This window comes from Polynucleobacter sp. 39-46-10, assembly GCF_002282275.1.
Genome location: NZ_NCJB01000206.1, coordinates 1 through 4,269 on the forward strand (window position 1 = coordinate 1; position 4,269 = coordinate 4,269).

General features: G+C 44.9%; 5 protein-coding genes and 1 tRNA gene. 3 read left to right on the plus strand and 3 right to left on the minus strand.

Features of this window, described 5'->3' with window-relative positions:
* Positions 1 to 3: 3 nt before the first annotated feature.
* Positions 4 to 80 (plus strand) — tRNA-Asp (locus B7X71_RS12685).
* Between the two features lie 47 nt (positions 81 to 127).
* Here B7X71_RS12685 and B7X71_RS12690 read toward each other — a convergent pair.
* The 3 genes from B7X71_RS12690 to B7X71_RS12700 form a co-directional block, all read right to left on the minus strand.
* Entirely contained in the window at positions 128 to 1,186 is a 1,059-nt protein-coding gene (locus B7X71_RS12690) for a 3'-5' exonuclease (RefSeq protein WP_293600922.1), read from the minus strand.
* Positions 1,187 to 1,263: 77 nt separating this feature from the next.
* A complete protein-coding gene (locus tag B7X71_RS12695) occupies positions 1,264 to 2,094 on the minus strand; it encodes a M48 family metallopeptidase (protein WP_293600923.1) in 831 nt (276 codons plus the stop codon).
* Positions 2,095 to 2,128: 34 nt separating this feature from the next.
* A complete protein-coding gene (locus B7X71_RS12700) occupies positions 2,129 to 2,728 on the minus strand; it encodes a hypothetical protein (RefSeq protein WP_293600924.1) in 600 nt (199 codons plus the stop codon).
* 152 nt (positions 2,729 to 2,880) lie between these two features.
* Here B7X71_RS12700 and hyi point away from each other — a divergent pair, with 152 nt between their 5' ends.
* The gene (gene hyi / locus B7X71_RS12705) at positions 2,881 to 3,663 is read left to right on the plus strand and encodes a hydroxypyruvate isomerase (RefSeq protein WP_215303661.1); all 783 of its coding nucleotides are present in this window, start codon (positions 2,881 to 2,883) and stop codon (positions 3,661 to 3,663) included.
* An 86-nt stretch (positions 3,664 to 3,749) separates the two neighbouring features.
* Positions 3,750 to 4,269, plus strand: a 520-nt coding sequence (locus tag B7X71_RS12710; protein WP_293600925.1) for an NAD(P)-dependent oxidoreductase, incomplete at its 3' end; no start/stop codon positions are given.

The following is a 4,269-nucleotide window of genomic DNA, read 5'->3' on the forward strand; positions in this document are numbered from 1 at the left end:
ATTGGAGCGGTAGTTCAGTTGGTTAGAATATCGGCCTGTCACGCCGAGGGTCGCGGGTTCGAGTCCCGTCCGCTCCGCCAATAACAATAACTAAGGGCCTTTGGCCCTTAGTTATTTTCTATTCCTATTAGTAAGAAAGTCTTGCATAGGTTGTTTTCTTCGAAGCTTCAATCGCTTGGCCTAGAGTAATAATCCCACGCTCTTCTAACAGAGGAACTAGTTTCAAAAATACTTGCGCTGTAGCGACTGAATCAGAGCATGCATTGTGACGGTGCTCAATTTGCACGCCTAAGAGCGCCATACTGGATTCTAGGCTGTGAAGAGGCTGATTTGGGTAGGCTACTGCTGAAAGTAACAGGGTATCAATAACAGGTTGCTTAAATACAATGTGGGTTGATTGTTCTTTTAACTGCAAAAACCGCATATCAAATGCAACGTTATGACCGAGCAATACGCTACCCTCGCAAAACTCATAAAAAATAGGTAGCACCTGATCAATCGTGGGCTTTCCCTCCACTTCTGCTTGGCTTATCCCATGAATCTTGATGCTCTCTGAGGAAATTGATCTCCTCGGGTCAATGAGAGCCTCAAAGGTTACATTCGCATGAATGTTTCCATTGGAAACTTTAAGTGCGCCAATTTGAATGATTTCATCACCATGGCTTGGTTGTAAGCCCGTTGTTTCAGTATCAAACGCAGTGTAAATAAGGCTTGCCAATGGTCTATCCAAAAGCGAGGCATCTGCAGATCTATCGCATAGCGATTGATAGATGGAAATCTGCTCCTTAATCTTTTCTTCAATCTCGTCAATCTTATGATCCCGTTGATCGGCCAAGCGATTCATGGCATGAATGACTTCACGTAATTCTGGTGGACCTTGAAGATCGAGGCGTAGCTCTCGATTGCTGCTGAGCATCACTTTAAGACGCTCAGAAGTGGCAGCAATGCCACTAACATAGGTATTAAACAGTCGATTGAGCACAACAAAACCCGATATCAATGCACCTAAGGTGAGTGCAACTCCTAGAGGAAAAAGCTGCTGAAAGTACTGAAGAAAAATGGTGCGGTGTTCTTCGACCCCTTCAAACCAGGCATACAAGCCAAGTGTGAGAAAGGGGCCCGCCATGAGTACTGCCATGCCAATAGCAGCGATTAAATAACGCTGCCGAGCTGTTAGTTTTTCCAAGCATTACTCCTTGATATATTGCGCTACTTGCAGGAACAGAACCGATCTAGCGCATTTAAATGTACACCATTGAAGTGTTATATCTTTTTTTGATTGCTTGAAGGTGGCTTTGGTGCCGCTTTATAGATAGGTTCAACCGCAGGCATTAGAGCTGTCAATTGCTCAATTCGGGTTTCACCAGAAGGATGGGTGGATAAAAATTCTGGAGAGTTTTTATCCTTCGTCGCCTTTAGCATCTTTTGCCAAACACTAATTGCACCCATGGGGTTATAGCCTGCTCTTGCAGCAAGCTCTAATCCAATAGCATCTGCTTCGGACTCGTTTTCTCGTGAGTTGGGTAAAACGATTGCGTAGTGAGCCACTTGATTAGCAGCGCTGACTGCAGAGCCATAGGGACCAGCTAGAGCCGTTGCAATATTTACTAATACATTCTGTGCTGCTGCTTGAGATACACGCTCTCTACCGTGCTCCCTTAAGGCATGAGCAATCTCATGGCCCATGATGGCAGCTATTTCATCATCATTTAGATTGAGCTGCTCAATGATGCCTGTGTAAAAGGTAATCTTTCCGCCAGGCGCACAAGTAGCGTTGAGTGTTGGGGCATTAATGAGAGTTAACTGCCAATCCCATTGTCTGGTGTCATCCCTAAATACCTCAGTTTGTGGAATCAGTCTATTCGCAATCAGCTTCAAGCGATCGTAGGTAGGTCCTGAGGTGACCAGTATATTTTTTTCTTTTGCTTTTTGGTTTTGCTCACTATAACTCACAGCAGAAAGACGATTTACATCTTCTGTTGAAGCCATCATGAATTGTGATCTGTTTATGCCTACTGCTCCTGGGCGAGTAGTGCTAGCACATGCCGAGAGTAGGGCAACAAGCGCAAGGACCCAATAGATACGAATGCTCAAATCAGATCCCTGCTTTTATTCAATACTGTTTACCTTACTTCTTTTTCGGTGTAGTGATAGATGCAGCCATTGCATCAAAATAAACTACCTTAACTTGCTCACCAACATTTACGTCGGCTAGCAACTGCGGGTTCTTTACCGTTACCACGGTAACTTTGCCACTAGGGCCCTTAACGGAAACCAGTTTCTTGGGGCGATCGACGGCAATAATGTCAGCAATGATGGTGGTGGTGTTAGTAATCGTGCGAGTTGGTTTTTCACCTGGCTTCGAGGTCACCTCAGATGAGGTTTCCACTTTGCTACGAATGCCGTCACTCTTAGTCTTGATCAGTTCAATTGCAACAGCGAGTTCATAGGTAACATTCAGGCGATCACCTTTTTTGATCTGGTCAAAGTTTTTAATCTCAGGGCCGGCAACGAACTTTGATTCACCTTCATTATTTTTAAAGAAAATTGTACGAGTCTTCTTGTCAATCTTAGTAACAGTACCCTCATATAACTGATAAATATTGTCAGTTATGGCTGCATCAACTACAACTGCATTTGGTGCACTTGGGGCTTGAGCCATCGTGAGTGCTGGGCCCGCCAAAAGAGCAGCGGCTAGCAGGGTACTTGGGGCGAATTTGATCTTCATATCTTTCCTTAATAATGTGTATTTCTACAGTGATATTAGCGTATTTTTACCCTCAATTTCACTTAAAGCGCCATCCTAAGGTGCTCAAGGAAATTTATAGGCTTCTTTGATAACATCAGTCCTTTCAGAGTGATTCAAGCTAAAGGAACTTCATGCCCCGATTTGCCGCCAACCTCACAATGCTATTTAATGAAGTGCCGTTCATGGAGCGTTTTGCGCTCGCCAAAACCGGCGGATTTAAGGCTGTTGAATTTCTATTTCCTTACGCCTTTGATGCTCAAGCGATTAAGCTGGCTTTGGATCACAACGCCCTCAAGCTCGCACTCCATAACCTACCTGCAGGTGATTGGGATGCTGGAGAGCGTGGAATTGCTTGCTTACCTGATCGGGTTGCTGAATTTCGTTCTGGTGTTGCAAAAGCAATTGAATATGCCTCGATTCTCGGTGTACCTCAGCTCAATTGCCTTGCTGGTAAGGTCCCAGCAGGATCTGATCCAAAGGTGCTGCACGATACCTTTGTCAATAATTTGCAATATGCCGCTGGTGAGCTCAAGAAAGCCGGCTTAAAGCTTTTGATTGAGCCTATCAATACCTTTGATATGCCAGGCTTTTACTTGTCAAAGACAGAGCAGGGCATTGCCATTTTGGATGCCGTTGGAGCAGATAACGCTTTTTTACAATACGACATCTATCATGCCCAGCGCATGGAAGGCGAGCTTGGAAATACGATCCAAAAGTACTTTAGTCGCATTGCCCACATTCAGTTGGCCGACAATCCGGGTCGCAATGAGCCCGGTACGGGTGAAATCAACTACGACTATCTCTTTGGCTTATTAGATCGTCTTGGATACACCGGCTATATTGGTTGCGAGTACAAACCTCTCAAATCAACTGAAGCAGGTCTAGGATGGATGGGTCGGTATGAGCAGGAATGATCTAGCTCAATTACAAATTAGTGAATCAATAATGAAGTAAAGCGGAAAATCAGTAAGTTAAATAATTAATAACTAAGGATGACATTATGAGTAAGTTAAAGCTAGGTTTTGTTGGTTTGGGAATTATGGGTGCTCCGATGGCGGGCCATTTAGTGGCTGCTGGCCACGAGGTATTCATCAATACCCGAAGCAAGATTCCGGAAGAGTTAGCCAATAGCGCTGCAATCCCTTGCTCTAGCCCCGCAGAAGTTGCCAGCAAAGCAGACATCATCATCACCATGGTGCCAGATACTCCTGATGTGGAAAAAGTTCTCTTTGGGGATCACGGCATTGCCCAAGGCTTAACAGCTGGCAAGATCGTCGTTGATATGAGTTCGATTTCTCCAATAGCAACCCAAGAGTTTGCCAAACGTATTAATGCTTTGGGCTGTGAATATGTCGATGCTCCTGTCTCAGGCGGTCAAGTAGGCGCAAAGGCAGCAAGCCTAACTATCATGGTGGGTGCAAGTGAATCCACCTTTGCAAAGGTAAAGCCTGTCTTTGAGTTGATGGGCAAAAATATCACCCTAGTTGGTGGCAATGGCGCCGGTCAAATTACAAAAGTAG